This is a genomic window from Acidisphaera rubrifaciens HS-AP3, from assembly GCF_000964365.1.
Lineage (GTDB): Bacteria > Pseudomonadota > Alphaproteobacteria > Acetobacterales > Acetobacteraceae > Acidisphaera > Acidisphaera rubrifaciens.
Genome location: NZ_BANB01000865.1, coordinates 1 through 902, shown reverse-complemented (window position 1 = coordinate 902; position 902 = coordinate 1). Strand labels below are relative to the sequence as shown.

The 902-nt window shown below is 75.2% G+C and carries 1 protein-coding gene; it reads right to left on the bottom strand.

What is annotated here, in order from left to right; all coding sequences use genetic code 11:
• A partial coding sequence (locus B8460_RS18605) for a S8 family serine peptidase (RefSeq protein ID WP_148360703.1) occupies positions 1–779 on the bottom strand: 779 nt, incomplete at its 3' end.
• Positions 780–902: the final 123 nt, after the last annotated feature.

Genomic DNA, 902 nt, shown 5'->3' with positions numbered 1-902 from the left:
TCCGTCACCGCCATGCGCGCCGCGGCGTCGCGCAGCACCGCCCGCACCTCGAATGGCCGCAGCTCCGGCCACGCGCCCAGCAGCCGGGCGCACAGCGCGCTCACCGTCGGCGTGGCGAAGCTCGTGCCGGTCATGCTGGTATAGCCGTGGTCCAGCCCCGTCGTCGGCACGTCCTCGCCCAGCGCCACCAGCTCGATCCGCCCGCGGTCGCGGAAGCGCAGATGGAACGGCGTCGGCAGCGCCTCGGTATCGACGCCGAGACAGGACGCGAACTCCGCCGGATAGCCGTCATCGGTGATCGGCACGTTGCGCTTGGCCGCCACCACGATCTGCCCCTGGTACCAGGCCCGCTCGCACAGCGCCGCCAGCTCCGCCGCGTGGCGCGCCGGCGCGGCGAGGCTCATGTTGACGATCGGGATGCGCTCGCGCACCGCCACGCGCAGCCCGCGCACCAGATCGTCGCCGCTGCCCCGGTTGCCGGCATTGAGCACGCGTATGTCCACCAGCCGCGCGTTGGGCGCGAGGCGGGCGATGATACCGGCGACGCCGGTGCCGTGGCCGAAACTGTCGTTGACCGTGTGCGGCGCCAGCGCGACCTCCGCCGTGCCGCCATCCTCGGCCGGCGCGAAGCGGACGGCGCGCGCGACCCGTCCGGCGAGGTCGGGATGCGTCGCGTCGATGCCGCTGTCGATCACCGCGACCTCCACCGGCGCGAGCGGCATGCGCGCGTCGTCGAGCGTCTCCAGCATCACCCCCAGCGCGTGGGGGAGGGCGGTCACGCCGCCCCCGCCGGGCCGAGCGCCAGCCGCTCGATGCGGGCCAGCATGTCCAGCGCGTCGTCCAGCGCGTCCGGCCGGGCACGGGCGAGCCGCTCGGCGATCTCCTGCGCCTGCCGCACGCGC